Origin of the sequence: Brevundimonas fontaquae, assembly GCF_017086445.1 — a bacterium.
Classification (GTDB): Bacteria; Pseudomonadota; Alphaproteobacteria; order Caulobacterales; family Caulobacteraceae; genus Brevundimonas; species Brevundimonas fontaquae.
Genome location: NZ_CP070968.1, coordinates 882,304 through 908,564, shown reverse-complemented (window position 1 = coordinate 908,564; position 26,261 = coordinate 882,304). Strand labels below are relative to the sequence as shown.

Genomic DNA, 26,261 nt, shown 5'->3' with positions numbered 1-26,261 from the left:
CCTACGTCGTCTCGGGGTTCAGGAAACTGCGGGTCAGTTCGACCGCATCGGCCAGGCCCATGCGCTGGGCCTCGGTCCCGGGCGGCAGGCTGGCGAACAGGCGGGTGGGGGTTGCGGCGTCCAGCATCAGAAACACCCCCTTGTCGTCGCCGCGCCGGATCAGCCGGCCGAAGGCCTGGGCGATGCGGGCGCGGGCCAGCGCATCGTCATAACCCTTGCCGCCCAGCCGTTCGCGCCGCGCCTTGTGCAGCAAGTCCGGGCGCGGCCACGGCACACGGTCGAAAGCGAGCACCCGCAGCGAACGTCCCGGCACGTCCACCCCGTCGCGCACGGCGTCAGTGCCCAGAAGGCAGGAATTCTCCTCGACCCGGAACATGTCCACCAGCGCCCCGACCTCCAGCGGATCGACGTGCTGGGCGTAGAGCGGCACGCCCGACTTCGCCAGATCCGGCCCCAACCGCTCATAGACCGCCTTCAGCCGGCGAATGGCGGTGAACAGGCCTAAGCCCCCGCCGCCCGCCGCCAGGAACAGTTCGCGCATCGCCGCCGCCGTTTGGCGCGGATCGTCCTTGACCAGATCGTTGACGACGATGACCCGGCTATTGGCCGCATAGTCGAACGGGCTTTCGACCTTCAGGGTGCGAGGCGGTTCGATCAGACGCGCCGAGCCGGTCCGCATCCGCGCCAGGTCAAACGGGTCTTCCTGCAAGGGATCGGACAGGGTGGCGGAGGTCACCAGCACCCCGTGCGACGGCACGATCACGGCGGCCTCCAGCGGAACCGTCGGGTCGATCCAGTGGCGGCGCAGCGCCACGTCGTGGATGCGGCCGAACGCGGTCTCGGCCGACAGCCAATCGACGAAATCAGGATCGGGCTGATCGCCCCCATCCTCCAGCGCCGCCAGCATCGACCGCCATCCCGGCAAGGTCATGCGCGCGCGCCGATCCAGCCCGCGCAGCGCCCCTTCGATGCGCGACCGCTGCGACCCGTCCAGCTCGGCCGCCTCGTCGTCGAGAATGTCTTCCAGATGTCTCGACAGGGCCAGCAACGGCGCCTCGATGGCGGCCAGGGCCTGGGCCGCCGCACGCGCCGTCTCGGCGACCGGATCGGTCACCGGCTTCAGCGCGCACTCCATGCCGAACTCGGGACCGCCGTACGTATTGGTCTCCGCTGTGCGGGCGCGCAGCTGGTCCAGGGCGGCGGCCAGAAAGGCTTCGATCGGGCCGATGGGGTTGACCTCGCCCGAGGCTGGCGCGACGCGGCCCGACACGCCTTCGCCCGGCAGGGCGGCTGAGGCGCGGATGGCGTCCTGCAGCGCCTTCATCGCCGCCTCATTGTCGTTGACCATGTCGCCCAGTCGCTGCTCCAACCCGCGACCGCGACGCCCCCGCCCCTCCGGCCCCCGGATCCAGCGGCGCAGCTCGGCCGCCTCCTGGCCCGACAAGCAGGCGGAAAAGGCGCTGTCGGCGGCGTCGAACAGGTGGTGCCCCTCGTCGAAGACGATCCGCTTCAGCGCAGCCGTCTCACCGTCCGACTTCTGGCCCCGCGCGGAGCGTGCGCCATCGAACGCCGCCTGGGTCAAAACGAGGGCGTGGTTGGCGATGACCAGATCCGCACGTCGGCTGGCGCGGATCGTCTTTTCGACAAAACAGGTGCGGTAGTGGGGACAGGCGGCATGGACGCACTCGCCGCGCCGATCCACCAGATTGGCCGCTCCCGCCGCATGGGCCGCCGGCATGGCGAACAGGCCGGGCAGCCAGCCAGGAAAGTCCCCGCCCGTCATGTCGCCGTCGCGCGTATGCAGCGCCCAACGCCCGGCCAGCGCCAGGCCGATCAGGTCGCCATTCCCCAGCTGAGCCGCCTGCACCATGTCCTGCAGATTAAGGACGCACAGATAGTTCTCGCGCCCCTTGCGGATCACCGCCTTCTTCTTGCGCTCGGCCGGATCGGGCCACAGCGAATGGCTTTCACGGTCGATCTGGCGTTGCAGCGCGCGGGTATAGGTCGAGATCCAGGCCGCTCCCTGGTTCCGCTCGGCCCATAGGGAGGCGGGCGCCAGATAGCCCAGGGTTTTGCCCGTGCCGGTCCCCGCCTCGGCCAGCAGCATGCGGGGCCGACCCTCTTCATTCCTTGGCGAAAAGGCGAAGGCGGCTTCGGCGGCATAGTCCGATTGGGTCGGCCGCGTCTCGTCCAGGCCCGAGGCCTGAAGCAGCTTCTCCAGCCGGATGCGCGCGCTCTCGCTGTCGACCGGCGTCGATCCCGCCTCGCCGCGCGGCGCCTCGTCTTCCCATTCGGTCAGCCGCGACCAGACATCCATCCCCGACCCGCGATGCTGGCGCGCCCGTACGCCGCCGGCCTCCAGCGCCTGAACCACCCGCTCGCCCCAGGCCCAGCCCGCCCGCTGCATCGTCAGCGCCAGGACATAGGCCGCCTCGCGCTCCGGATAGGCCGGATCGGCCAGTTCGCGCAGCAGCAGCCCCGCCGCCTCACGCAGGGCCGCCGCCTGTTCCTCCGCCGACTTCGGCTCGGCCGACCCCATAGAAAGCGCCAACCCCGTCGGCGACGGCGCACAGAAGCGCGCCGGCCGGACGAAGGCGTAAAGCTCCAGCACATCCATCAGATCAGCCGATCGCGGCGGTGGCGTCAGCCCCAGCCGGCGCGCCGTCAGCGACGCATGCGCCACCATCACCGGCCCGGTGCTGAAGAACACCTCGGCCGCCCCCCGCCCGATCTTCCTCGCCCCCGCCTCGTCGCACACCGCCCCCGCGCCCGGCGGCGTGGCGAGCGCCGGCGGCAAGTCCACCCACGGCTGGGCGCCGGTCAGGCGGGTTTCGGAAATGACGGATTCGTCGGACACGTCCGATAGATAGCGAGCCTGGGGCTGAAACGGAACGGGAACATCCGATCGGACTTCATCTTTGCGTCAGGGCGCGGCGAGACGCCACGATGTCCGTGTGCGCCAACCCCGCCAGGGCCTCTGTCGCCACCGGGATCAGCCGCGCGTCCTTGCCGACGATCCAGAAGCGAAAGCCCATATCCTGCAGCCACGCGATGAAGCCCGGCACGGAGGTTCTCGACTCCATCTGGATCACACTCCATTCCATAATGACCACGATATCGGGATTGCGTTCCAGAATGCCGGTCGCGCCTCTCAGTACCTGCGGCTCACAGCCTTCGGCGTCCACGCGAATGAAGTCGACCGCATCCCAGCCCAAATCGTCCAGCCGAACCGCCTCTACCTGGATTACCGCAGCATCCTCAAAGGGGGCCACCGGCAAGACCTCGACATGCCCGCTGCCTGAGTTCTTGCGGGACGTCACGAACGACACTTCGCCTGGTTGATCCAGCGCTGCCCGGTTCAGAACGATGGCCTGTTTCAAATCGTTGAGCTTCAACGACCGGCCGGCGAGCGCCGCCAGACGCGGATTGGCTTCCAGAGCCGTGACATGACCAGCCGGCCCAACGCGCTGGGCCATCAGGACAGTATAGTAGCCAAGGTTGGCGCCCACCTCGAGAACCCGATCCCCCGGCTTCAGCAGGGACAAGACCGCCTGGGTAGTCCAATATTCCCAGTACCCACGCAGGATGATCCGGGCACTGATCTCATCATCCTGAGGATCAACATAGAGAGCTTGCCCACTCTCGAGCTGTGTCAGGGCAAGATCGGGGCCGAGATAAAAGTATGGGCGCGCGCCACGTTCTCGCACAGGCGTCCGTCTGACGATGCGCAATGCTGCTTCGCGCCAAGCACGCGTTCGCCGCGCTAGCATCTTGGAAATGGGTTTCATGCGTCCACCTTACCGAGGAAGTCGGCATTCACCCAAGCCCTCACACCAAAGAGAAACAAAACAGGAACATATAGCAAATGACGCTGTGCGGCGCTATTTGTGGGGCATGGCTGTAAGGATAAAACTACTGACAGCGAGAGGCCTATGGGGTCTGATGGCGGTCGCCGCAGGCCTCCTGCCTCTCTTAGGTGGGACGACTCGGTGCAACATTGACCCTTTGCCAGCTGCGGACGCCTGTTTGGATTGGGGAGCATCATGGAACAATGAAGCCTGCGTAGGCGCTCGTTCATAGTGACGAGCCTTCCACCCCTGTTCGGCGACTGGTTCGCGTCGCGCGGCTGGTCGCCCCGGCGGCATCAGCTGGAGATGGTCGCGGCGGGGGAGGCCGGCAGCCACGCCCTGCTGGTCGCGCCCACCGGCGGGGGCAAGACGCTGGCCGGGTTTCTACCCAGCCTGATCGACCTGGCCGAGCGCGGACCGAAGCCGGCGACCGGGCCGGGGTCGGGGGTGCATACGCTTTATCTGTCGCCGCTGAAGGCGCTGACGACGGACGTCGAACGCAATCTGATGACCCCGATCCGCGAGATCGGGCTGAATATCCACGTCGAGACGCGCACCGGCGACACCAAACAGTCCAAACGCCAGCGACAGCGCGACTTCCCGCCCGACATCCTGCTGACCACGCCTGAGCAGTTGGCCCTGTTCTGCGCCTGGGAAGGCGCCCGGTCCTATTTCGCCGATCTGAAATGCGTGGTGCTGGACGAGGTTCACGCGATCTGGAGCGGCAAGCGCGGGGACCTGCTGTCTCTGGGTCTGGGACGATTGCAAAGTTTTGCACCCGACATGCGCCGGGTGGGGCTGAGCGCGACCATCGAGGATCCCGATCTGATCCGGGGGTGGTTGGCGCCGGGCGATGCGGAGGTGAAGAGCCCCTCCCCGCAAAGCGGGGAGGAGACGCTGGCCGACCTGTCTCCTCCCCATGCCATGGGGAGGGGGACCGCCGAAGGCGGTGGAGGGGCTCTTGACGCGGTGACCCTCGTCCGCGGCGACCCCGGCGCGCCGGCGGTCATCGACGTGCTGATCTCCGAGGGCAAGGTGCCGTGGGCGGGCCACACGGGCCAGCATGCCATTCCGGAGGTCTACGCCGCCATCCAGCGTTCGACCCTGGCGCTGATCTTCGTCAACACCCGCTGGCAGTCGGAGTTTGTGTTCCAACAGCTGTGGGCCATCAACGACGAGAACCTGCCCATCGGCCTGCACCATGGCTCGCTGGCGGCCGAGCAGCGGCGCAAGATCGAGGCGGCCATGGCGCGCGGCGACCTCAGGGCCGTGGTCTGCACCTCGACGCTGGATCTGGGCATCGACTGGGGCGACGTGGATCTGGTCATCCAGATGGCGGCGCCCAAGGGCTCCAGCCGCCTGGTCCAGAGGATCGGCCGCGCCAATCACCGGCTGGACGAGCCGTCGCGCGCCCTTCTGGTGCCCGCCAGCCGGTTCGAGATGCTGGAGTGTCAGGCGGCGCGCGAGGCCGTCGCCGACAACGCCTTCGACTGGGAGCCGGTCCATATCGGCACGCTGGACACCCTGGCCCAGCACGTCATGGGGGTCGCCTGTTCCGAGCCGTTCGACATGCAGGTCCTGTATGACGAGATCACCGGCTGCGGCCCCTATCGCGCCCTGACCTGGGAGCAATTCGAGGAGGTGGTCGATTTCGTCGCCACCGGCGGCTATGCGCTTCGCACCTACGACCGGTTCGCGCGCATCGTGCGCACGCAAGACGGCCGCTGGAAGGTCCGCAACCAGCATATCGACCAGCGGCACCGCATGAACGTCGGCGCCATCGTCTCGGCCGGAACGCTGAATGTCCGCGTCGCCAGCCGTCGCGGCGGCGCCTCGCGCCAGCTGATCGGCGGCCGCAAGGTGGGCGAGGCCGAGGAGTGGTATTTCGAACAGCTGACGCCCGGCGACACCTTCCAGTTCGCCGGCCAGACCTGGGCGTTTCAGGGCATCACCGGGACCGACGCCCTGGTCACCCACGCCAATGACAGCGACCCCAAGATTCCGTCGTGGGGCGGGTCGAAGTTCCCGCTATCCACGTCGCTGGCCGACCGGGTGCGCACCATGATCCACGACCGCGACCACTGGCGCGTCCTGCCGCCCGACGTGCAGGAATGGCTAGAGTTGCAGGAAACCCGCTCGGTCATTCCCGACGCCGAATCCATGCTGGTCGAAACCTTTCCGCGCGGGAGCCGGCATTTCCTGGTGGCCTATCCGTTCGAGGGGAATCTGGCCCACACCACCCTGTGCATGCTGCTGACCCGGCGGCTGGACCGGATGGGCGTCGGGCCGCTGGGGTTCGTTGTGACCGACTATTCGCTGGCGATATGGTCGATCAAGCCGATGGACACGATCGATCTGGACGCCCTGTTCCAGCCGGACATGCTGGGCGACGATCTGGAAGCCTGGCTGGAGGAAAGCTTCATGATGAAGCGATCCTTCCGCAATTGCGCCCTGATCTCGGGTTTGATCGAACGCCGCCAGCCCGGCGCCGAAAAGACCGGCCGGCAGGTGACCTTCTCCACCGACCTGATCTACGACGTGCTGCGCCGCCACCAACCTGACCATCTGCTGCTCAAGACCGCCCGCGCCGACGCCGCTTCCGGCCTGCTGGACGTCGCGCGCCTGGGCCAGATGCTGACGCGCATCGAGGGACGCATCCGCCACCAACCCCTGAACCGCGCCTCGCCCTTCTGCGTGCCCGTTCTGGTCCAGATCGGACGCGAGCGGGTCAGCGGAGACGCCGCCGAAATGATTCTGGACGAAAGCGCCGACCTGTTGATCGCCGAAGTCATGGACGACGCCGAGCCGCCCAGCCAGTCGGGGGCCGCCGCATGAACGCCGCCCTTCGCCAGACCCTGTCCCCGGCCCGCAAGATTTGCGGTTCGCTGAGCGTGCGGATCGCGGGCGAGGCCTGTGTGCTGCGCTGTTCCGGAGCGATGTGGGTTCCGGCCCACAGCGCCCTGATCGTCGCGGACCTACATTTGGAAAAGGGCTCGGCCTTCGCCGTGCGCGGCCAACTTCTGCCGCCCTATGACAGCCGCGCCACGCTGGACAGGCTGGAAGCCGAGATCGTCGAACTGAACCCGGCCATGGTCGTGCTGCTGGGCGACAGCTTCCATGACACCAAGGCCATTCCCCGTATGGCGGCCGACGACCGGGCGCGTCTGGATCGGCTGGCGGCGGGGCGCGACTGGCTGTGGCTGGAGGGCAATCACGACAGCGAGGCGCTCGCTCTCGATGCGGACACGGCGTCCCGCCTGCCCGGCCGGATCGTCGGCGATATGGCCTTGGGCGCGCTGCGTCTGACCCACGAGCCGGAGGCGCTGACCGCCGACGACGACCGGCGTGGCGAGGTCGCGGGCCACCTTCACCCCGCCGCCAAGGTCGCCGCCTATGGGCGCGGCGTGCGTCGCCCTTGCTTCGTCACGGACGGATCGCGCATCGTCCTGCCGGCCTTCGGCGCCTTCACCGGCGGGCTGAACGTGCTCGACCCCGCCATCGCCGACCTGTTTGCGGCCCCGCCGCTGGCCGCCGCCCTGGGACGCGACCGGGTTCACGCCCTGGATTGGGCGATCCTGCGATAGCCTGTTCGTAAAGCGTTCAGCACGTCGCTTCACCGCATCTTGGCGGAGGGCGATGCAGGATGACGGCGGATCAAGGTCACGGACACCCGCCTCATGCTTACCCCCCGCCGCATCGTCATGGCCGCCCGTCTCGGCTTCGCTCTGGCGGCCTTGGGCATGGCGGTCCTGATGCTGGGCCCATTTCAGGGCCTGGAGCAAGTCTTCGGCCTGAACGACAAGGCCGCCCACGTCATCGCCTTCTATGGCGTGGCAAGCGGCCTGTTCCTGATCGCGCCGAACCAGCGCCGCGACGACCTGGCCCTGTATGTCATCGCCACCGCCTTCGGGGCGGAACTGCTTCAGGCCCTGACCGGCCGCAGCGTCTCCGTCATCGATTTCCTGGCGGGCGCGGCCGGCGTCGCCGCCGCCTGGGCGCCCGGCCGGATCGAACAGTTGCGCCAAGCCTTCCGCCGCTACCCCGATATGACCCTGACCGAGATCGACCGTCTGGATCGCCGCCTGCGCCGTCGCCGCGTCGAAACCAGCCGCCCGGGCGTCGCCGTCCTGCGCCCCTAGAGCCTGATCGGCTGAGGAGGAATCGCTTCGCGATTCCGCCGGTGCCGTGAATCAGGCTCCAGATTCACGCAGGAGCGAAATCTGAGCCGAGTCGGACTGGGTCCAACTCAACCGATTTCGCTCTAGGGTTCCAGCTCAATGTCCCAATAAAGGTAGTCCAGCCAGCTCTGGTGCAGATAGTGCGGCGGGAAGCGTCGGCCGGCGTCCTGAAGCTGCCAGGCGTTGGGGCGATAGGGTTCGCGGCGGATCGGCATCATGGCCTGGCGCGGCGTTCGCCCGCCCTTGGCCAGATTGCAGGGGCTGCAGGCCGCGACGATATTGTCCCAGGTCGTGCGTCCGCCCTGTGAGCGCGGGATGACGTGGTCGAAGGTCAATTCAGCCGAATGACCGCAGTACTGACAGGCGAAGCCGTCGCGCAGAAAGACGTTGAAGCGGGTGAAGGCGGGGCTGCGGTCCTGATCCACATAGCTGCGCAGCGCAATCACGCTGGGAAGCTGCATCTCCATCGACGGGGAGCGGACGACCTTGTCATACAGGGACACCACGTCCACGCGGTCCTGATAGACCGCCTTGACCGCCTCCTCCCACGGCCACAGCGACAGCGGATAGTACGACAGCGGCCGGAAGTCGGCGTTCAGCACCAACGCGGGAAAACCGGAGGGCGGTCGATGGAGAACCTGCATCAGGCCCTCCCGCGCGGACGGGGGGATTTTGAGGCGACAGAGGTGAGGACACGTCTCCTTCCCTAGTCTTGTGACATCAGCCTACCCCTGATTCCCGCTCATCGCCATGACCAGTGTGCAGCGTTTTCGTGACGTCCTGCCTCAGACCCGGCGCGCGTGGGTCGGGAACCCCGGCAGGGTCCAGCCCCAGCGCAGGGCGGCCGCGCGCAGCAGGAAGCCCGACAGCGCCGCGACGATGGCGGCGGGCCAGACGCCGACGCCCGGCGCCCGCAGCACCATATAGACCGTCGCCGCCAGGATCGCGGCCGTGACGTTGATCTCTCGCCGCAGCAGGATCGACGGCTGACCCGCCAGGGTGTCGCGCACCACCCCGCCGAAACAGGCCGTCAGCGTACCCATGACGATGCAGATCAGGGCCGGCGCGGCGGCCGCCTCGGCCTTGGCCGCCCCCATGACGCCATAGGCCGCAAGCCCCACCGCATCCAACCACAGCAGGGCGCGGAACCGCCAGTCGCGCTGCCCCACCAGCCACAGGGCCGTCGAAGCGAACAGGCAGACCGCCAGATAGCGCCAGTCCTGCACCCAAAAAACGGGCAGGCCCAGCAGCAGGTCGCGCAGCGTGCCGCCGCCCACGCCGGTGATGGCGCCGAAGAAGGCGAAGGTGACGACATCGTGCTTCTCGCGCGCGGCGGCCAGGGCGCCGGTGGCGGCGAAAACCGCCACGCCGGCGAAATCCAGCGCGGTCAGCACGGTCTGCGGATTGCGCAACGGTTCGGTCAAAGCGGGATCGAGTGGGGTCATGCCGGCGCATCCAGCGCGATCTCGCCGCGCTTCACGCCCGTGTACCAGGCCCACAGCAGGTGGGTGGCGACCGCACGATAGGGCCGCCAGATCTCGGCGCGGGCATAGGCGCCCTTCTGATCGGGCCGCACCTCTGCGCCGTCCGCCCAGCGGATCGCCTCCTGCAGGGCCACGTCGCCGCCGGGAAAGACATCCAGCCGCCCCTCGCACATCATCAGATAGGCCTCGGCCGTCCACAGGCCCACGCCCTTCAGCGCCGTCAGGGAGGCGATCGCCGCCTCGTCATCCAGGTTGGCCAGATGCTCCAGATCGATCTCGCCCGCGATCTGCGCCCGCGCGATCCCCTGACCATATGTCGCCTTCTGTCGCGACAGGCCCATGCCGCGCAGTTGATCCAGATCGTGCGCCAGCAACAGCTCGGGCGTGATGCCGCCCATGCCGTCGCGCAGCCGCGCCCAGACTGAAGCGGCCGAGGCCACCGACACCTGCTGCTCCACGATCATGCGGAACAAGCCTTCGAACCCGCCCACTCTCAACCGCCATTCCAGCGGCGGCGTCTGGGCGTCCACGCGAACGAGCGCCGGATCGGCGGCGACCAGCGCCTGGCGCGCGGCGGCGATGTCATCGGGCGTGGGTGCGAACGGCATGCGCCATGCTTACGGCCCGTCGCGCTTGTCGGAAAGAGCGGGGGCGCCGTTGAGGGCCGCAAACCGCTAAGGAGCGTCGTGATGTTCACGACCCGCTTCGCCCCCTCGCCTACCGGCCGCCTGCACAAGGGCCATGCCTTTTCGGCCCTGACCGCCTGGACGGCGGCGAAGGCGGCGGGCGGGCGGTTCGTGCTGCGTATCGAGGATATCGATCCGACGCGATGCCGGCCGGAGTATGAGGTCGACATTCTACAGGACCTGGCCTGGCTGGGTCTGGACTGGGAAACGCCGGTCCGGCGCCAGTCCGATCATCTGGGTGACTACGCCTCCGCGATCGAGAATCTGCGGGCGCGCGGCCTGCTTTACCGGTGTTTCCGCACGCGCAAGGACATCCTGAACGCCATCGGCGACGCGCCGCACGGGGCGATGGAGGCGGCGAGGCCCGGTCCGCATTCAGCGGACGAGGAGGCGCACCTTCTGGCCTCGGGTGCTGCTTTCGCCTGGCGGCTGTCGCTGGACAGGGCGCGGGAAACTCTGGGCGAGCCGGCCTGGAACGGCCTGAGTTTCGTCGAGCAAGGCGAGGGTCCGAACGGCGAAACCGGTGTCGTCACCGGCGATCCCCAGGCGGCGGGCGATGTCGTCCTGGCGCGCAAGGATACGGGCGTCGCCTATCATCTGGCCGTGACGCATGACGACGCCTTGCAGGGGATCACCCATGTGATCCGGGGCCACGACCTGTTTCAGGCCACGCATGTGCAGCGGCTGATCCAGACCCTGATGGGCTGGCCGGCGCCGACCTATCGCCATCACCCCTTGCTGGCGGGGCCGGACGGGCGGCGCTACGCCAAGCGCGATCGCTCGATCACCCTGGCCGAGCTGAGGGCCGGCGGATTGACGGCCGAGGCCCTGCGCGCCGAACTGGGTTTCAGCTCCGCCGGCTGAAGATGCGCGAGGCGCCATAGCCGGTCAGGGCGGCCAGCACGACGCACAGCACGCCGTACAGCCACGGCCGACGGTGCGCGAGCTCATAGATGTCGCGCTCCAGCCCGACCTTCTCGACCGTCAGGGTCAGGTTCGACACCGACTGCGGCTCGCCGTCCTGAAACAGCCAGACCTCGGCGTAGTATTTTCCGGTGGGCGCCACGGTCGGCAGTTTGACCTCGGCGCGGAACAGACCCCGATCCACGAACTCGACCCCCTCGGAATCGGTATCATAGAGGGCGGCGGCCTCCTTCAGCCGGATCACCGCGCGGCGCCAGTCCAGATAGTCGTCGCCCAGACGGCTGACCACCACATCGCGCACGCCGTAGCGGGTGACGGTGCGGCTTTCCTCGGGCGCGTCGATGCGCAGGTGATCGACGCCGACGCCGAGCCGGCGCAGCTGACCGAAGTCGGCGATGTCGCTGAGCGGACGCGTCGAGGCGGTCATGTAGAAGCCGGGCGCGCCTTCGAACAGCACGGGCCGGCTGTTCAGCCAGACACCGGACGTGCGCGTCTTCTTGACCAGGCGGATCGGCGCGTCCGGCCCCCGCACCACCACCACCACGTCGGCCGGTTCGGGCGTCGGATTGAACACCGCGCCGTAGAGGACGATGGACGCGCCCCGGAAACTGCTGTCGACCCGGACCTGGGCGTCGGTCAGGGCGGCGGCGACGCGCAGGTCGCCCGTCGTCGCTTCGGACCGATCGAGCGGCGGGGCCGCAATAGCGGGCGGAGGGGGAGGAAGCGCCTGCATCAGTCGGCGATCCCCGGCGCGATCATGAAGATGTCGTTGGGCCGCACAAACAGGTCCAGTCCCATCTGGATCCCGACCAGCAGAACGATCAGGCCCAGCGCCGCCCGCAGTTCCTCGGCGCGGAACCGCCCGGCGAAGCGGGCGCCGATCTGGGCGCCAACCACGCCGCCCAGCAGCAGGATGGTGGACAGGACGATGTCGACCGTCTGGTTACGACCGGCCTGAAGAATGGTGGTGATGGCGGTGGTGATGATGATCTGGAACAGGCTGGTGCCCACCACTGCGCCCGCCCGCATGCGCAGGATATAGAGCATGGCCGGCACCAGGATGAAGCCGCCGCCCACCCCCATGATGGCCGACAGGACGCCTGCGAAGACGCCCAGGCCGAACGGCGGCAAGGCGCTGATATACAGACCCGACTTCGGGAACTTCATCTTCAGAGGCAGACCATACAGCCACATCGGCCGCCGACGCTGCTTGTGCGGCGCGGGCAGGCCCCGGCGACGGCGCAGGATCTCGGTCAGGCTCTCGTTCAGCATCAGAATGCCGATGGCGCCAAGGAAGACGAGATAGGACAGAGCCACGACCAGGTCGGCCTGGCCCAGCAGGCGCAAGTAGCGAAACAGCTCGACCCCCGCCAGGGCGCCGGCCGCGCCCCCGGCCGCCATCACCGATCCCATCTTGAAATCGACCGAACCCGCGCCCGCATAGCGGATGACGCCCGACGTCGAGGAGGCAACCACGTGGCTGGCCTGGCTGGCGACGGCGACGGTCGGTGGGATGCCCAGGAAAACCAGGATCGGCGCCATCAGGAAGCCGCCGCCGATGCCGAACAGGCCGGACACGAATCCGACCACCGCCCCCAGGATCACCAGGGTCGGCCAGTTCACCGAAACCTCGGCGATCGGCAGATAGATGTCCAAAGGACGCGCCTTCGGCTGGAGCGGACACAAGAATCGCCGTCAGGCGGGCGAGGTCGGGGACGACCGGGCGACCGATAGCCGCCCGGCGCCTGGGAATCTAGCCTGTCGCCTGGTCTTGGGCCTGCGACTGACCCTGCGACTGGGCCACGAAGGCGTCGGCGGCGGTGCGGGCCGCGCGCTGGGCCGTGGCGCTGGCCGTCGGACGCAGGCGCGTCACGGCGGCCTGGGCCTCCGCATCCCCGCCGCGCGCGGCGATCATGTACCATTTCAGCGCTTCGGTCGGATTCTTGGCCACGCCGTCGGCGCCGGTCTCATAGATGCGCGCGACATTGTACTGGCTGTCCGGCAGGCCGCGCTCGGCCGCGTTCAGCAGCCAGGTCAGGGCCTCGGCCTGATTGGTCGCGCCGCCGTCGCCTTCATAGAGCTGCATCCCATACAGATGCATCCCGCGCGGATCGCCGCCCTCGGCCGCGCGACGGCCCCACTGACGGCTTTGAGCCGGGTCGGCGGGCACGCCATTGGCGCCGTCCAGATACAGCTGACCCAGATAGGTCTGGGCGGGGGCGTAACCCAGGTTGGCCGCGCGCTTCATGCCGTCCAGGCCCGAGTTGTCGCCGGCCTCCAGCTTGCCGATCGCCGCCTCATAATCCGCCGCGCCGGGGCCGCCGATGTCGAAGGTCGCTTTCGGGCCGGTCGGCGTCACCGCCGACGCCGCCAGAGGCACGGCACCGTTGGTCGTCGAACCGCCGCCGAAGCTGGGCATCTCGAAGTCCGGTGCACCGCCGTCGGTCAGAGACAGATAGCCATAGACGCCCCCGGTCAGGGCGACCGCCGTGACCGAAGCCAGAAAGGTCTTTTTGACCGTCGATCCGTCCTTGGACGCCTGCCGGTCCAGCCGTTCCTGCAGCTTGGACTTGCCGCCGCGCTTCAGGCCGAAGCCCGACCGGGGCGCGGGTTCCGGCTCGGCCGGCGCGGTGATCGCGGCACGAGCGGCATCGATGGTGCTGCGGGTCGAAGCGGCGCGGCCGGCGGCGGCGGCCGCTTCCATGCTGGAGCGCAGCCGGCGCGGATCCACGAACTCGGTTTCGCCGCCGAAATCGTCGTCGTCCGCGTCCAGGACGGCGGCGTCACGCTTTTCGGCCGGTGCGGTCGAGAAACCCGGCGACGTCGCTTCCAGCGCATCCTCGACGTCGGCGCCGCCGAAACCGCTGAACGGCTGGATGATGGGTTCGACGCCATCGGGATCGACCTGACGCATCGGCAAGTCGTCGGCCAGGGCCTCGACGGGCTCGGCCTCGGTCTGGACGACAGGCGCCGACGGGAAGGGTGTAGCGGTCGCGACTTCGGGCGTCACCGGATCGCTGGACCAGGCGTCCTGGTCGGTGAAGGTCTCATCGGGGAAGGCTGCGGCGCGCCAGTCGCCTTCGATGGATGCAGACTGGATCGGCGCCTGTATCGTCGCTGAGGCGGCGCGTTCCAAAATCTGGCGCGCCGGGGTCCACGCGGACTCATTGTCCAGCGGCTTGTCGCGCACGGGCGTGGGCGCGCGGGCGTCGATGCTTTCGCGCGCCTCGGCCAGCAGACGGGCGGTGCGTTCCTCGCTCAGACGCATCCGCTCGGCCAGTTCGCCGGAGGCGCGATCGTAGCGCTGCTCGATCTTGTCCGAGCTTTCCGACAAGCGCCGGCCGATGTCTTCCAGCGCCTGCTGCGAGCGGCGCTCGGATTGGGCGATGCGATCGCTGAGTTGGTCCGAGATGCGGGTGATCTCGCCGCCAAGCTTCTCCAGCGCGATGGCGTGGCGATCGTCGCTGGCGGTCAGGCGTTGGTCGACGCGGTCGACGTGGCGGGCGAACTCCTGGTCCAGACGCGCGGCGCGGCGGGCGACCTCGGTTTCGATGGTCTGGCCGACGACGTCGGCGGCGGCGCGGGCGACGGCGTCGGTGCGACCGTCGTTGTCCATCTCGACCTTCTTGACCCGCGCATTCAGGTTGCGGGCGATGCGCAGGACCTCGCGGCCCATGGCCTCGAGGCCGATGGCGCCCTTCTCTTCGGACGCCTTCAGCTGATCGCCGACGGCCTGGACGGCGCGTTCGATGCGGTCGATGCGCGCGCCCGTTTCGGCGGCGTCCAAGCGCTGCATCATCTCGGCGCGATTGTTGTCGATCTGACGCGACAGGCTTTCAGCCAGTTTCTCGAAACGGGCCAGGTCGCGCGCGCCTTCCGGCTCGACGCGGCTTTCGGCCGTCCGCATCCGCTGGTCCAGCGCGGCGAACGAGCGTTCCAGCGTCTTCAGGGCTTCGGTCGTGCGGTTCTGGGCCTCGTCCAGACGCGCGCTGACCTGGGCCAGCATTTCCGTGCCGACGCCGGGGCCGGCGGCCTTCTCGACCGCCTCCATCCGCTCGCGCAGATCGCTGACGCCCAGACGCTGGCGTTCCTCGATGTCGTACAGGCGCCCGGTCAGCGCGCCCAGCGAGGTCTCGATCTTGCCGAAGGCTTCCTGGGTCGACGGGCCGGTGTCGCGTTCGAAGGCGCGCAGGCGGCGATGCCCTTCGCGCAGCTCCTCGGCGATGTCGTCGATGCGGCGGGCGGCGCCCTGGGCCTCGGCCTCCTGACCGTCCAGCCGGCGCATCAGCCCCGCGACGGCCTGGTCCACGCCCTGAATGGCGACGGTCGAGCGGCGTTCGGCGGCTTCCAGCCGCGCGGCGATCACATCGATGGAGGCGCCGATTCGCTGCTGGCTGTCTTCGACCTCATAGGCGTCGTCCAGACGGCGGCTGCGGTTGCGGCGTTCGTATTCAGCGGCCTGAGAGCGACGCGGCAGGGTGGCGTAACCCTCCTCCTCGTCTTCCATGATCATGGAGTTGAGCCATTCGCCCAGCGTCATGCCGGACCGGCGCGCCAGATCCTTGGCGACCTCGCGTGCTTTGGGATCGATTCCCTTAACGCTCCACGGCGCTGCAGCGCTCACTGATTCGTCTCCCGGCCCATGCGACGAAGGCTATACCGTCAATATCGAGGGTGTAAACTGATGGTTAACCGCAATATCTAGCCGCGATATTCCAGCCTGTGGACATCGCCTCAGATCGCCGGATTTGTGAATCATCTCGGTTAACGCGGCATGAAGATTAACCTCCCGGCAAGGGTTCGCTTGCCAAGCGGCGCGGGTTTCGCCACCAGCGGCGCATGAGCCTGACCACCACCTTCGTCCTGCTGGGCGTCGCCCTCGCCCTCATGGTCTTTTGCGGATGGCGCGGCGCCCGGCCGCCGGATCCGTTCAAGGGACCGCGCCTGATGCCGTGGCGGTTCCTGATGGTCGGCGCGGCGGCGATCGCCATGCTGCTGCTGATCCACCTGGCGACCCTGTTCGGCGCCGAGCGTGCGCCCTGGATACCCGGCGCCTAGAGACGGGAACCCGATTACGGCCGGTCGGTTGAACCTTGCGAACCACTCAAGGAGAGACCGCGTGTCCGACAAACTGACCCCCGCCGAGGCCGAGAAGGAATTCTGGAAGAGCCTGAAGGAGTCCAACACCGGCATGCTGGGCATTGATCGCCCCGGCTATCACCACCAACCCATGACCGGTTTCGGCGAGGACGAGACGGGGACCATCTGGTTCTTCACCCGCGACGACACTGATTTCGCCCGCGACGTCGCCGGCGGCGGCCAGAACGGCATGTTCTGCTACCAGGCCAAGGACGGCAAGGTTCAGGCCTGCATCCACGGCCGCCTGGCCATCGATCAGGACCGCAGCCGCATCGACAAATACTGGAACCCCGTCGTCGCCGCCTGGTATCCGGACGGCAAGGACGACGCCCACCTGACCCTGGTCCGCTTCGACGCCGACGACGGCCGCGTGTGGGTCTCCGACAAGGGCGCTCTGGGCTTCGGCTACGAAGTCCTCAAGGCCAACCTGACGAAAAGCGTCCCGGATGTCGGCGGCGTGTCGGACGTGAAGCTGTAAGAAGACTGACGCAAGTCGGCAGTCCCAGCGCACCACAATTTCGCCCTCAAGGTTGCGTCTTTCGCAACTCGATAGCTTCAGGGGGATGTGAGAATGCTGGGACTGCTGAGTGCGGCCATCATGGCCTGTTCGCCGCCGGATGGGACGACCGCGCTCTTGGAAAGGCCCGAACGGGTCATCATGATCGGCGAGTTGCACGGTACGGAAGAGGCGCCGCGCGCCGTCGGCGAAATCGCCTGCGCTGCTGCGGAGCAAGGGCCCGTGGTTGTCGCACTGGAACTTGAAGATACGCTCCAACCCACTCTCGATGCGTTCCTTTCACAGCCGGACGAGGCGAGCGCATTCGCCACGTTGAGCGGCAGTTCTCTTCTGAACCGCGCGCGTCAGGATGGACGCACCAGCAAGGCTCTTCTGGCTCTTTTGCAAAAAGCGCGAATGCTCAAGGCGTCGGGACGCGACATCTCGCTCCACCTTTTCCAGCCCAGCATGACCCGAGGGCAAGAACTCGATCAGGCGTGGTATGAGCTGAATATGGGCCAGCTTCTCAGCGAAGCGCGTCAGAACAGACCCGATGCTCGCGTGATCGGACTCGCGGGCAATATCCACGGCCGCAAGACGCCTCTCGCCAGATATCCGGACATAGGCATTCCCGCGACCGGCCATTTGCCCACGAGAGAAACATTGAGCCTGCGGGTCGCCCAGCAAGGCGGCTTTGCTTGGAATTGCGGGCGGGATGCCTGCGGCGTCAATTCTTCGATCGCCAGCGATGACGACCAGGTGAGAGGCGTCATCCTGACGCCAGTAGAGGACGGCGCCTACGACGGCCTGCTGGCGCTGGGACCGTCGACAGCCTCGCCGCCGATCAGCGGCGAGAACTGAGCGTAGTCAGCCGGCGAAGCACCATGCCAGAACGGCCTTCTGGGCGTGGATGCGGTTTTCGGCCTCGTCCCACACCAGAGAGCGCGGCCCGTCGATGACGGCGTCGGTGACTTCCTCGCCACGGTGGGCGGGAAGGCAATGCAGGAAGACCGCTTCGGGATCGGCGAGATCCATCAGGGCTTCATCGACGCCGTAATGTTCGAACGCCGCCAGGCGCGCCTCATAGTCCTGATCCCCCATGGAGACCCAGGTGTCGGTGACGACGACGTCGGCGCCCTTGACCGCCTCGCGCGGATCGCTGGTCAGGGTGACGGCGTCGCCGCCCTTGGCCAGGTCGCGAAGGTCCGGGTGGTATTCCGCCGGGCAGGCGACGTTCAGATGGAAGCCGAACTTGGGCGCCGCGTGCATGAAGCTGTGGCAGACGTTGTTGCCGTCGCCGATCCAGGCGATCGTCTTGCCGGCGATCGGTCCGCAATGCTCTTCGATCGTCTGCAGATCGGCCAGGATCTGGCACGGGTGCGACCGGTCGGTCAGGCCGTTGACCACGGGCACGGTCGAGACGCGCGCGAAACGCTCGACATCCTCATGGTCGTTGGCGCGGATCATCACGGCATCGACCATGCGCGACAGGACGCGCGCGGTGTCCTCCACCGGCTCGCCGCGGCCCAACTGCATGTCCGAGGCCGTGGCGATGATGGACGAGCCGCCCAACTGGCGGATCGCCGCGTCGAAGCTGAAACGGGTGCGCGTCGAGTTCTTCTCGAAGATCATCGCCAGAACGCGGTCCTTGCCCGGCGCATCGGCGTCGGCGCGCCCCTGGGGCCAGCCCTTGCGGGCGGCCTTGCGGGCATGGGCGTCGTCCAGGATGGCGCGCAGATCCGCCGCGTCCAGCCGGTGGATGTCGAGGAAGTGCCGGACCATCAGGCCGCCAGCTTTTCGCGGGCGACCTCGCAGGCCGCTTCGAAACGGGCCACGGCTTCGCGGGCCTCGTCCAGCGTCAGGTTCAGCGGCGGCAGCAGGCGCACGCAGTTGTCGCCGCCGCCGGCGATCAGCAGCTGCTGCGTGTCGCGCGCCAGGGCCATGAACTCGCGATTGTTCGGCACCATCTTGATGCCGATCAGAAGGCCCTTGCCGCGCACGTCGGCGATCACGTCGGGGAAGCGTTCCTGAAGGCCCGCGAACTGCTGCTTCAGATAGCCGGCGACCTCGTTGACGTTGTTCAGCGTCTCGGGGCTGTTGATCAGGCTCAGCGCCTTCTGGCCCACGGCCATGGCCAGTGGGTTGCCGCCGAAGGTCGAGCCGTGAACGCCGACCGTCATCCCTTTGGCCGCCTTTGCCGAGGCCAGGCAGGCGCCGATGGGGAAGCCCCCGCCCAGGGCCTTGGCCACCGCCATGATGTCCGGCGCCATGCCCGCCCATTCGTGGGCCCACAGCTTGCCGGTCCGGCCCATGCCGCACTGGACCTCGTCGAAGATGATCAGGACGCCGTGATCGTCGCACAGTTCGCGCAGGCCCCGCAGGCACTGTTCGGGCATGGCGCGGCAGCCGCCCTCGCCCTGCACGGGCTCGACGATGATGGCGGCGGTCGTGGGGTTGGCGATGGCGGCCTTGATCGCCTCATGGTCGCCCCACTTCAGCTGGTGGAAGCCCTGCATCGGCGGGCCGAAGCCCTCGGTATAGCTGGGGTTGGCGGCGGCGTTGATCGCGCCATAGGTCCGACCGTGGAACGAGCCGTCGAAGCCGTAGATGTCGATCCGCTCAGGCGCGCCATTGGCCGAGTGGTATTTGCGCGCCGTCTTCAGCGCGCATTCGACGGCTTCGGTGCCCGAGTTGGTGAAGAACACCACGTCGGCGAAGCTGGATTCGCACAGGGCGTCGGCCAGCGCTTCCTGACCCGGAATGCGGAAGATATTGGAGACGTGCCACAGCTTCTCGGCCTGGTCCTTGACCGCCTGGACCAGTTCGGGGTGGGCGTGGCCGAGGCCGTTGGTCGAGATGCCGGCGACGCAGTCGAGATATTCGGTCCCGTCGGTCGCCCACAGACGCGCGCCTCGGCCGCGTTCCACTTCCAGCGGCGCGCGATTGTAGACACCCATCAGATGTTCAGTGGACACGGGACCAAGACCTCCAAAAGCGAGACGGCCCCGGCGCGAGCGCGACGGAGCCGGATCAATACGGTCAGGCGTTGTCGGACGCGCGAGGGTCTTAGTCAACACCGGCGCCAAGGACGCCCCTGCGGTCAAGATCATCGACGAGGGTTCGTAGCGCTGAAGCTTGGTCCTCGGTTAGTGAGCGCTTTGGCAGGACGGAGTTCTGGTTAGGGAGAACCAAAAAGAGAAAACGATCTTTCTCTTCCTGGACAGACTTGATCGCCTTCCAGTCCATCCATCCGCTTTGAAATGGGCTTTCGAACGTCAGGCCATCTTCGGAAATCGTCCAACGCCAGTCCGCGCCGCTCGCTGGGGCCATTTTGCGCGCCCTTGCGTTCCCCCAGATCATCAACTGACAGGACGCCCACCAAGCGGCGACTGTGCCAGCGAAGAAGACGAATAGCAGCCAAGGCGAATAAGCATCGCCGTCCGGGCCCATTGCGACCAAACCGAAGATCAGAAACCCCAGAACTCCTACGTAAAACGGCAGCGTGTTAAGCCAATGTATGGCGCCCCAACCCGATGCGATCGGACGTAATTCACGCGCTGTAGGCCTGACCGCCTCGACGACAATCATCAGTCTGCGCTGGGCGCCGCCGGCGCCGTTTCGGCGGCGACCGCTGCGTCCTTGGCCTGGATTTCGACCAGCTTCTTGTCCAGGGCCAGGCCGAGATCGGCGATGAACAGGCCGAAACGCGCGACGTCGACGCCCTTCAGATACGACAGCTTATCTTCGGTCGAGTGGATGCGCTGGAAGACGGGCGGGACAAAGCCCTCCTTCAGGCCGTTGTCCTTGCCGCCGTTGAAGGCCAGCCACATCTGGTGGGCGCCGACCGCATCCTGAGTGCCCATCGACACCACCGGCACGCCGGCGGCCGAGAAGGCGCGGTCGTCGCTGGGCGGATAGGTCGGATAGGGCATGCAGTCGAAGCCGCGTTCGGCGCACAGGCCGCGCAGCGTCTCCAGCACGAAGGCTGATTGCGGGCCATTGTTCTCGCCATACATGACCGTCTGACCATAGGCGGCGACATCGGCGTTGATGACGGCGGCGATCCGGTCCTTGCCGTGTTTCGCCAGGAAGGCCTTCGCGCCCAGAAGGCCCAGCTCTTCCTGGTCGGTGAAGACGAAGACGAAGCGGTGGGCGACCGGCTGGCCTTCGAGCGCCATGTCCAGCGTCTTGGCCGCCTCCATCATCGCCATGACCGAGCCGACGTTGTCGACGATGCCCTGCGATAGCGTCCCGTCGCGCAGCTTCACCGCGTCATAGTGGGCGGTCAGGACGATGTCCTTGGCGCCCTCGCCCACTGTGACGACGACATTGGCGCCTTCCATCGGGCCTGTGGCCTGGTTGCCGCCTTCGAAGGTCTGGATTTCGGGCGTGAAGCCCAGCGTCGTCAGGAAGCCGACCAGAACCTGGGTCCGCTCGGCGTTGGTTGGCTTGATGAACTGGGCGGCGCCGGCGGCGATGTCGGGGCGGTCGCCGGCCTGGGGCGTCGCTTCCTGAGCGAAGGCGGGAAGAGCGGCGAACAGGGCGGTGGCGGCGACGAGCGAACGAAACAGCATGAAGCGGACCTCTCGGGGGAGCGATCCGCAACAGGTAGCGATCTAGCTCTTAAGACGCCAGCCCGAGCGGAACACCAGCCAGCAGACCACGCCCATGACGGCCATCAGTACGGCCGACCCTATGACGCCGACCGTCAGATTGCTCTCGGCATGGCCGATGAAGCCGTAGCGGAAGCCGTCGATCAGATAGAAGAAGGGGTTGTAGCGGCTCAGCGCCCGGAACGGCTCGGGCAGGTTCTCGACCAGATAGAAGGTCCCCGACAGGAAGGTCATCGGCATGACGATGAAGTTTTGGACCGCCGACAGGTGGTCGAACTTCTCGCTCCACAGCCCCGCCAACACGCCGGTCATGCCCATGATGAAACAGGCGGCCAAAGCGAACCAGACGATGGCGACGATGTTGGCGATCCCCAGCGGCGCGAACGGCAGCACGCAGATCGCCGTCACCAGACCGACCGCCAGCCCACGCGTCGCGGCGCCCAGCGTAAAGCCCAGCGTCAGCTCAAGCGGGCTGAGCGGCGGGGTCAGGAAGTCGGTCGCCGTACCCATGATCTTGGCCTGGATCAGGCTGGACGAGGCGTTGGCGAAGGCATTGTTCAACATGGCCATCATGATCAGGCCGGGCGCGACGAACAAGGCGAATGGCGTGCCGTGCAGCGGCGGCCGCGCATTCTGAAGCGCCACCACGAACACCAGCATATAGAGCAGCGTCGTGACCACCGGCGCCGCCACCGTCTGGGCGCCCACCTTCCAGAAGCGCCGCACCTCGCGCAGATACAGGGTCTGCACCCCGATCCAGTTGATCCCCGGATAGCGACGCGGCTGCGGCAGGCCGGCAGGCCGGGTGGAGATCAGATCGGGCGTATCGGTCATGGCCCGCCAGATGCGCTTTGCGTCCTTGCTGCGCAAGGGAGTGACGCGTGGTTAGTGGCGAGTGACGAGAAAGACGCGGTCAGGATGCGGCGTCAGGCGTCACCACTCGCCACTCGCCACTCTCTCGCTAACCTTAACGATGATTCAATATCTGGTTTCTGTGGACAGGATGATTCGCACATCTTGCGTCTCTTAACGGCTGGTTTACGATTAGTTGTAGGTCAAGACCCCGGAGGGGGAGCCTGGACCTAGATATTGAATCCAAACTCGCTGGAGGGTGGCATGACCGCAGGCTGGACCGACGACCGCGTAGGCGCGCTAAAGAAGCTCTGGCTTGAGGGCCAGTCCGCGAGCCAGATCGCCAAACAACTGGGCGGCGGGGTCACCCGCAACGCCGTGATCGGCAAGGTGCACCGTCTGGGCCTGTCGGGCCGGGCCGCCCCATCGCAACCGGCGCGCACCGTCGCCGCGACCTTCCGCACCGCGCGTCCGCGCCCGGCGCCGGCCGCTCCGGCGCAGCAACCTTCGGCCCCGCGCCGTCTGGAAGCCGTTCAGCCCAAGCCGGTCGAACCCGCAGCCCCCGTCCCCGCCCCGATCCCGGACCTGCCGGGCACGGCGACCGTGATGACCCTGGGCGCCCACATGTGCAAATGGCCGATCGGCGACCCGTCGTCGCGCGAGTTCAGCTTCTGCGGCCGCCGCTCGTCGGAAGGCGTCTATTGCGTCGAACACGCCCGCGTCGCCTACCAGCCGCAAGTCCGTCGCGGCTCCAAGGAAAGCGGCTCCGACCTGGCCCGCAGCCTGCGTCGTTATATCTAAGGGCGCTACCGCGCTTCGCGCGACATGAGCGCGGCGCTTCGCGGAGGGCGCACGACTGCGCTCAAGTCGCGAGCGACCGCGTCGCGAACGTAGCGCCAAAAAGATGCTCCTTATGGAGCCGACCTCCCCCTCGCCGGTTCGCGCAAGCGGCCGGCGAGACTTCAGGGGCGGGGCTGCGGTTCATCCGGGTTGACGCAGCCCCATCCGCCCTTCGATCAGTTCAGCACCCGCCGCGCATCCGGCGTATCCAGCGAAAAGGCCGGAATCTGCGCCTCGAAACTCCGCCCGTCCGCATCCGTCATATAATAGGCGCCCACCATCGAGCCGCTGTCGGTGCCCAACGGACAGCCCGAGGCGTAGGCGTAGCTGCCGCCCGGCTCGATCACTGGCTGTTCGCCGACGACGCCGGGGCCGCGCACCTCTTCGACATGGCCGTGGCCGTCGGTGATCGTCCAGCGACGCGCCATCAGCTGCACCGTCGACCCGGACAGGTTCACGATCTCGATCTGATAGGCCCAGACCCAGCGCCCTTCGTCGGGATCGGACTGGCCCGCCAGATAGCTGGGCCGCACCCGGATCAGGATGCCGTTCGTCTCGGCGGTATAGGCAGGACCATCGTGCATGGGCTATATGCTCGCCCCGCCGCGCGCGGGCTGCAAGCGCGACTTGGAGACAAGTCGTGAAAACCGTGTGAGACAGACGCCATGAGCTCCTTCCAAGCGCCCCGTCCCGGCATCCTGCCCGCCCAGTCCATCGAGACGCTGATCGCCGCCGGCGCCGTCACGTCCGACACGCCCTTCGACCACGACCAGGTCCAGCCGGCCAGCCTGGATCTGCGGCTGTCGGATCAGGCCTGGCGCGTGCGCGCCTCCTTCCTGCCCGGCCGACGCAAGGTCGAGGACCGCATCGCCGACGTGGCCATGCACGCCATCGAGATCACCGAGGCCGGCGTCGTGCTGGAAAAGGGCTGCGTCTATATCGTGCGCCTTCAGGAGCGGCTGAAGCTGCCCCAGGGCCTTATCGCCCGCGCCAATCCGAAAAGCTCGACCGGCCGCGTCGATGTCTTCGTGCGTCTGCTGACCGATCAGGGCGCCAGCTTCGATGACGTCGCCGAAGGTTATGACGGCCCCCTCTATATGGAGGTCGCGCCCCAGACCTTCTCCATCCTGGTCCGTCCCGGCACGCGCCTGAACCAGCTGCGGCTCAAGGCCGGCGATCCGCCCAAGCTGGAGACCCGCTCGGTCGGCGTCGATCTGCAGGGCGGCGACATCGTCGGCTTCCGCGGGCGTCGCCATGCGGGCGTGGTCGATCTGGACCACATCGACGGCCACGATCCGCGCGACTTCTGGGAGCCGCTGACGCTGCGGCGCGGCGAACTGCTGCTGGATCCGGGCGAGTTCTACATCCTGGCCTCGTCCGACGACGTCGAAATCCCGGTCGATCAGGCCGCCGAAATGACGCCCATCGATCCGTCGGTCGGCGAATTCCGCGTCCACTACGCCGGCTTCTTCGACCCCGGCTTCGGCACCGACGAGGCGCATGGCGCGGGCTCGAAAGGCGTGTTGGAAGTCCGCACCCACGACACGCCGTTCCTGCTGGAACACGGCCAGATCGTCGCCCGACTGGTCTATGAACCCCTGACCGAACGCCCCAGCCGCCTGTATGGCGAAAGCGGCAGCCACTATCAGAACCAGGGCCTGAAGCTGTCGAAGCACTTCAAGGCGTGGTGAGGCAGTCCTGACCGTCTCCTCCCCATATGATGGGGAGGTGGCTCGTAGCGCAGCGGAGAGACGGAGGGGCTTTTCACCGCATCGCTAGAGCCTGCGGGACTTCAAGAGCCCCTCCACCGCTGCGCGGTCCCCCTCCCCACTTTGTGGGGAGGAGACGCGATCGTCACGTCAGCCGATCTGCCTTCCTCAGCCCCGGGAACATCGTCGCCCAGGCCCCGGTCGCGGCCAGGGCGCCGAACCCGCCGAACACGGCCGCGCCGACCGCGCCCAGCAGCCGGACCATGACGCCGGAATAGGCCTCGCCCAGTTCGTTCGAGGCGCCGATGAACAGCATGGACACCGACGACACCCGGCCACGCATATGATCGGGCGTGGCCAGCTGGATCAGGGTCTGGCGCACATTGACGCTGATCATGTCCGCCGCCCCGCCGATGAACAGCGCCAGGCCCGACAGCCAGACGATGCGCGACAGGCCGAAGGTGATGGTGCACAGGCCGAACACCGCCACCGCCGCGAACATCCAGCGCCCGCCGTTCTGACGGATCGGATAGCGGCTCAGATAGATAGCCATGACCATGGCCCCCACGCCGAATGACGCCCGCAACAGGCCGAACCCTTGCGGCCCGACATGCAGGATGTCGCGCGCGAAGATGGGCGTCAGCAGGGCCACGCCCGCCAGCAGCACCACCACCAGATCCAGCGAAATGGCGCCCAGCACGATCTTGGTCTTCCACACATAGGCCAGCCCCTCTTTCACCGATTCGACCGGCGACAGTGGATTAGCCTGGGGCGCAGGTCTCCCGCTGGTGCGGATCAGGATGAAGGCCGCGACAGCCAGCAGGAACATGCCCAGCGACACGGCATAGGCCAAGGGCACGTTCACCCCCACGATCACCCCGCCCAGGGCCGGGCCGGCGATGGCCCCGGTCTGAAACGCGATGGACTGGGCCGCGATGGCCGGCGGCAGGGCCTTGCGCCCCACCACCATCGGCAGAAACGCCTGGCTGGCCGGCGCCAGAAACGCCCGCGCCGCGCCGAACAGGGCCGCGACCGCCAACAGACCCCACAACGGCGGATTTCCATGCAAGGCCATGGCCAGAAACGACCCCGCACACGCCGCCTCGACCAAGATCGAGATCCACACCGTGCGCTTTCTGTCGCGCCGATCCGCCATCGCCCCGGCGGGCAGGGTGAAGGCCAGCAGCGGCAGGAACTGACACAGCCCCACCAGCCCCAGATACAGGCTGGCCTCCTCGATCGGATGATCGCGCCGAGCGATCTCATAGACCTGCCACAACAGGGCCGACGACTGAATCTGGATCGCCAGCACCGCCACCACACGGCCGAACCACAACAGGCGGAAGTCGCGAATGCCCCACGGGCTGGACGGGCCTTCTGGCGGTGAGGGCGGGGCGGCGGGGCCGGTATCGATGGATTCTGTGGTCATATTGAACTAGGGCGCTAGACGCGCGATAGACCTGTGATTGTTAAAAGATCGCGCGGATGGGGA

At 67.5% G+C, this 26,261-nt stretch carries 24 protein-coding genes; 9 read left to right on the top strand and 15 right to left on the bottom strand.

What is annotated here, in order from left to right; all coding sequences use genetic code 11:
- Position 1 precedes the first annotated feature (1 nt).
- Positions 2-2,857, bottom strand: coding sequence for an ATP-dependent DNA helicase (locus tag JX001_RS04350; RefSeq protein ID WP_205682443.1), 2,856 nt, complete (start codon positions 2,855-2,857; stop codon positions 2-4).
- A gap of 55 nt (positions 2,858-2,912) precedes the next feature.
- Positions 2,913-3,788 carry an FkbM family methyltransferase gene (locus JX001_RS04345; RefSeq protein ID WP_205682442.1) on the bottom strand — a complete coding sequence of 292 codons (876 nt, stop codon included), beginning with the start codon at positions 3,786-3,788 and terminating at the stop codon, positions 2,913-2,915.
- 291 nt (positions 3,789-4,079) lie between these two features.
- On the opposite strand from JX001_RS04345, the gene JX001_RS04340 reads away from it, so the two are divergent.
- The 3 genes from JX001_RS04340 to JX001_RS04330 all read left to right on the top strand — a co-directional run bounded on the left by JX001_RS04340 (position 4,080) and on the right by JX001_RS04330 (position 7,987).
- Positions 4,080-6,683, top strand: coding sequence for a ligase-associated DNA damage response DEXH box helicase (locus tag JX001_RS04340; protein ID WP_205682441.1), 2,604 nt, complete (start codon positions 4,080-4,082; stop codon positions 6,681-6,683).
- Positions 6,680-7,432 carry a ligase-associated DNA damage response endonuclease PdeM gene (gene pdeM / locus JX001_RS04335; protein ID WP_205682440.1) on the top strand — a complete coding sequence of 251 codons (753 nt, stop codon included), beginning with the start codon at positions 6,680-6,682 and terminating at the stop codon, positions 7,430-7,432. The genes JX001_RS04340 and pdeM overlap by 4 nt, the downstream gene beginning before the upstream one ends.
- A gap of 93 nt (positions 7,433-7,525) precedes the next feature.
- Positions 7,526-7,987, top strand: coding sequence for a hypothetical protein (locus tag JX001_RS04330; protein ID WP_241004751.1), 462 nt, complete (start codon positions 7,526-7,528; stop codon positions 7,985-7,987).
- Between the two features lie 122 nt (positions 7,988-8,109).
- Here the strand turns inward: JX001_RS04330 and JX001_RS04325 are convergent, their stop codons facing one another.
- From JX001_RS04325 to JX001_RS04315, 3 genes are all read right to left on the bottom strand, one after another.
- A complete protein-coding gene (locus JX001_RS04325; protein WP_205682439.1) occupies positions 8,110-8,670 on the bottom strand; it encodes an HNH endonuclease in 561 nt (186 codons plus the stop codon).
- A gap of 141 nt (positions 8,671-8,811) precedes the next feature.
- Positions 8,812-9,471, bottom strand: a complete 660-nt coding sequence (locus JX001_RS04320) for a trimeric intracellular cation channel family protein (protein WP_205682438.1) — start codon at positions 9,469-9,471, stop codon at positions 8,812-8,814.
- Positions 9,468-10,118: a DNA-3-methyladenine glycosylase family protein gene (locus tag JX001_RS04315; RefSeq protein WP_205682437.1), complete on the bottom strand. Its 651-nt coding sequence runs from the start codon at positions 10,116-10,118 to the stop codon at positions 9,468-9,470. Before JX001_RS04315 ends, JX001_RS04320 begins: the two co-directional genes overlap by 4 nt.
- Before the next feature lie 78 nt (positions 10,119-10,196).
- Between JX001_RS04315 and gluQRS the strand changes: the two genes are divergently transcribed.
- Positions 10,197-11,060, top strand: a complete 864-nt coding sequence (gene gluQRS, locus JX001_RS04310; protein ID WP_205682436.1) for a tRNA glutamyl-Q(34) synthetase GluQRS — start codon at positions 10,197-10,199, stop codon at positions 11,058-11,060.
- On the opposite strand, the gene JX001_RS04305 is transcribed toward gluQRS, so the two are convergent.
- The 3 genes from JX001_RS04305 to JX001_RS04295 all read right to left on the bottom strand — a co-directional run bounded on the left by JX001_RS04305 (position 11,044) and on the right by JX001_RS04295 (position 15,744).
- Positions 11,044-11,853 (bottom strand): TIGR02186 family protein, encoded by an 810-nt coding sequence (locus JX001_RS04305; protein ID WP_205682435.1) that lies wholly within the window; start codon positions 11,851-11,853, stop codon positions 11,044-11,046. The genes gluQRS and JX001_RS04305 overlap by 17 nt on opposite strands.
- Positions 11,853-12,776 carry a sulfite exporter TauE/SafE family protein gene (locus tag JX001_RS04300; RefSeq protein WP_017506607.1) on the bottom strand — a complete coding sequence of 308 codons (924 nt, stop codon included), beginning with the start codon at positions 12,774-12,776 and terminating at the stop codon, positions 11,853-11,855. Before JX001_RS04300 ends, JX001_RS04305 begins: the two co-directional genes overlap by 1 nt.
- A gap of 97 nt (positions 12,777-12,873) precedes the next feature.
- On the bottom strand, positions 12,874-15,744 hold the full coding sequence (locus tag JX001_RS04295; protein WP_241004750.1) for an SEL1-like repeat protein: 2,871 nt from the start codon (positions 15,742-15,744) through the stop codon (positions 12,874-12,876).
- A 215-nt stretch (positions 15,745-15,959) separates the two neighbouring features.
- Here JX001_RS04295 and JX001_RS04290 point away from each other — a divergent pair, with 215 nt between their 5' ends.
- The 3 genes from JX001_RS04290 to JX001_RS04280 all read left to right on the top strand — a co-directional run bounded on the left by JX001_RS04290 (position 15,960) and on the right by JX001_RS04280 (position 17,616).
- A complete protein-coding gene (locus tag JX001_RS04290) occupies positions 15,960-16,178 on the top strand; it encodes a hypothetical protein (protein ID WP_205682434.1) in 219 nt (72 codons plus the stop codon).
- Between the two features lie 61 nt (positions 16,179-16,239).
- The gene (locus JX001_RS04285) at positions 16,240-16,737 is read left to right on the top strand and encodes a pyridoxamine 5'-phosphate oxidase family protein (protein ID WP_205682433.1); all 498 of its coding nucleotides are present in this window, start codon (positions 16,240-16,242) and stop codon (positions 16,735-16,737) included.
- A gap of 93 nt (positions 16,738-16,830) precedes the next feature.
- Positions 16,831-17,616: a hypothetical protein gene (locus JX001_RS04280; protein WP_205682432.1), complete on the top strand. Its 786-nt coding sequence runs from the start codon at positions 16,831-16,833 to the stop codon at positions 17,614-17,616.
- Positions 17,617-17,622: 6 nt separating this feature from the next.
- Here the strand turns inward: JX001_RS04280 and argF are convergent, their stop codons facing one another.
- The 5 genes from argF to JX001_RS04255 all read right to left on the bottom strand — a co-directional run bounded on the left by argF (position 17,623) and on the right by JX001_RS04255 (position 22,202).
- Positions 17,623-18,537: an ornithine carbamoyltransferase gene (gene argF / locus JX001_RS04275; protein WP_205682431.1), complete on the bottom strand. Its 915-nt coding sequence runs from the start codon at positions 18,535-18,537 to the stop codon at positions 17,623-17,625.
- On the bottom strand, positions 18,537-19,712 hold the full coding sequence (locus JX001_RS04270; RefSeq protein ID WP_205683069.1) for an aspartate aminotransferase family protein: 1,176 nt from the start codon (positions 19,710-19,712) through the stop codon (positions 18,537-18,539). Before JX001_RS04270 ends, argF begins: the two co-directional genes overlap by 1 nt.
- Positions 19,713-19,821: 109 nt before the next feature.
- Positions 19,822-20,343, bottom strand: a complete 522-nt coding sequence (locus tag JX001_RS04265; RefSeq protein WP_205682430.1) for a YcxB family protein — start codon at positions 20,341-20,343, stop codon at positions 19,822-19,824.
- Positions 20,343-21,329 (bottom strand): M28 family metallopeptidase, encoded by a 987-nt coding sequence (locus JX001_RS04260; protein ID WP_205682429.1) that lies wholly within the window; start codon positions 21,327-21,329, stop codon positions 20,343-20,345. The genes JX001_RS04265 and JX001_RS04260 overlap by 1 nt, the downstream gene beginning before the upstream one ends.
- Positions 21,330-21,371: 42 nt before the next feature.
- Positions 21,372-22,202, bottom strand: a complete 831-nt coding sequence (locus tag JX001_RS04255) for an ABC transporter permease (protein WP_205682428.1) — start codon at positions 22,200-22,202, stop codon at positions 21,372-21,374.
- A 282-nt stretch (positions 22,203-22,484) separates the two neighbouring features.
- On the opposite strand from JX001_RS04255, the gene gcrA reads away from it, so the two are divergent.
- The gene (gene gcrA, locus JX001_RS04250; RefSeq protein WP_017506617.1) at positions 22,485-23,021 is read left to right on the top strand and encodes a cell cycle sigma 70 cofactor GcrA; all 537 of its coding nucleotides are present in this window, start codon (positions 22,485-22,487) and stop codon (positions 23,019-23,021) included.
- 215 nt (positions 23,022-23,236) lie between these two features.
- Here the strand turns inward: gcrA and apaG are convergent, their stop codons facing one another.
- The gene (gene apaG / locus JX001_RS04245; RefSeq protein WP_205682427.1) at positions 23,237-23,644 is read right to left on the bottom strand and encodes a Co2+/Mg2+ efflux protein ApaG; all 408 of its coding nucleotides are present in this window, start codon (positions 23,642-23,644) and stop codon (positions 23,237-23,239) included.
- A gap of 81 nt (positions 23,645-23,725) precedes the next feature.
- Here apaG and JX001_RS04240 point away from each other — a divergent pair, with 81 nt between their 5' ends.
- On the top strand, positions 23,726-24,751 hold the full coding sequence (locus JX001_RS04240; protein WP_184280077.1) for a 2'-deoxycytidine 5'-triphosphate deaminase: 1,026 nt from the start codon (positions 23,726-23,728) through the stop codon (positions 24,749-24,751).
- 163 nt (positions 24,752-24,914) lie between these two features.
- On the opposite strand, the gene JX001_RS04235 is transcribed toward JX001_RS04240, so the two are convergent.
- Positions 24,915-26,198 (bottom strand): MFS transporter, encoded by a 1,284-nt coding sequence (locus JX001_RS04235; RefSeq protein WP_205682426.1) that lies wholly within the window; start codon positions 26,196-26,198, stop codon positions 24,915-24,917.
- Positions 26,199-26,261 lie beyond the last annotated feature (63 nt).

Bases quoted from the DNA above. Each gene is read 5' to 3' on its own strand.
- JX001_RS04345 (WP_205682442.1), bottom strand. From the start codon at position 3,788: ATGAAACCCATTTCCAAGATGCTAGCGCGGCGAACGCGTGCTTGGCGC.
- pdeM (WP_205682440.1), top strand. From the start codon at position 6,680: ATGAACGCCGCCCTTCGCCAGACCCTGTCCCCGGCCCGCAAGATTTGC.
- JX001_RS04330 (WP_241004751.1), top strand. From the start codon at position 7,526: ATGCTTACCCCCCGCCGCATCGTCATGGCCGCCCGTCTCGGCTTCGCT.
- JX001_RS04325 (WP_205682439.1), bottom strand. From the start codon at position 8,670: ATGCAGGTTCTCCATCGACCGCCCTCCGGTTTTCCCGCGTTGGTGCTG.
- JX001_RS04320 (WP_205682438.1), bottom strand. From the start codon at position 9,471: ATGACCCCACTCGATCCCGCTTTGACCGAACCGTTGCGCAATCCGCAG.
- JX001_RS04315 (WP_205682437.1), bottom strand. From the start codon at position 10,118: ATGCCGTTCGCACCCACGCCCGATGACATCGCCGCCGCGCGCCAGGCG.
- JX001_RS04305 (WP_205682435.1), bottom strand. From the start codon at position 11,853: ATGCAGGCGCTTCCTCCCCCTCCGCCCGCTATTGCGGCCCCGCCGCTC.
- JX001_RS04290 (WP_205682434.1), top strand. From the start codon at position 15,960: ATGAGCCTGACCACCACCTTCGTCCTGCTGGGCGTCGCCCTCGCCCTC.
- JX001_RS04280 (WP_205682432.1), top strand. From the start codon at position 16,831: ATGCTGGGACTGCTGAGTGCGGCCATCATGGCCTGTTCGCCGCCGGAT.
- argF (WP_205682431.1), bottom strand. From the start codon at position 18,537: ATGGTCCGGCACTTCCTCGACATCCACCGGCTGGACGCGGCGGATCTG.
- JX001_RS04270 (WP_205683069.1), bottom strand. From the start codon at position 19,712: ATGGGTGTCTACAATCGCGCGCCGCTGGAAGTGGAACGCGGCCGAGGC.
- JX001_RS04265 (WP_205682430.1), bottom strand. From the start codon at position 20,343: ATGATTGTCGTCGAGGCGGTCAGGCCTACAGCGCGTGAATTACGTCCG.
- JX001_RS04260 (WP_205682429.1), bottom strand. From the start codon at position 21,329: ATGCTGTTTCGTTCGCTCGTCGCCGCCACCGCCCTGTTCGCCGCTCTT.
- JX001_RS04255 (WP_205682428.1), bottom strand. From the start codon at position 22,202: ATGACCGATACGCCCGATCTGATCTCCACCCGGCCTGCCGGCCTGCCG.
- gcrA (WP_017506617.1), top strand. From the start codon at position 22,485: ATGACCGCAGGCTGGACCGACGACCGCGTAGGCGCGCTAAAGAAGCTC.
- apaG (WP_205682427.1), bottom strand. From the start codon at position 23,644: ATGCACGATGGTCCTGCCTATACCGCCGAGACGAACGGCATCCTGATC.
- JX001_RS04240 (WP_184280077.1), top strand. From the start codon at position 23,726: ATGAGCTCCTTCCAAGCGCCCCGTCCCGGCATCCTGCCCGCCCAGTCC.
- JX001_RS04235 (WP_205682426.1), bottom strand. From the start codon at position 26,198: ATGACCACAGAATCCATCGATACCGGCCCCGCCGCCCCGCCCTCACCG.